The sequence below is a fragment of the Bacillus sp. JJ783 genome, assembly GCF_036963225.1.
GTDB lineage: Bacteria > Bacillota > Bacilli > Bacillales > Bacillaceae_G > Bacillus_A > Bacillus_A cereus_U.
In genome coordinates, this window is sequence record NZ_JBALMG010000245.1 from 461 (window position 1) to 895 (window position 435).

Here is a 435-nt window from a genome sequence, read left to right on the forward strand (position 1 = left end):
ATACTAAGAATGTATCTACGAAAACACCTAATGCTTGAACAAGCCCTTGTTTTACAGGGTGAGATACATCTGATGTTGCAGCTGCGTTAGGAGAGCTACCCATACCTGCTTCTGTCGCGAATAAACCGCGCTGAATTCCGAACTTGATTGCTGCTCCAATACCACCAGCGATGGCTTGGTCTAAACCAAATGCACCGTTAAATATTTCTAGAAAAATGCTTGGTAACATATTGAAGTTTTTAATAACGACAAAAATAGCCACACCAATATAAACGATTGCCATTGGAGGAACAATCATTTCTGTAATACGTGAAATGCTTTTAATACCACCAAAAATAATAACTGCAACTAATAAAGCTAATACAGCTCCTACGATAGTTCGTTCTAGTCCAAAAGCATTTTCAAACGCTATTGTTACTGTATTTGCTTGTACTG

The 435-nt window shown here is 37.9% G+C and carries 1 protein-coding gene; it reads right to left on the reverse strand.

The genetic code is table 11. From position 1 onward, the window contains the following. Positions 1 to 435 (reverse strand): alanine:cation symporter family protein (locus V7038_RS29090; protein ID WP_335696059.1); only part of this gene is annotated, 435 nt, incomplete at both ends.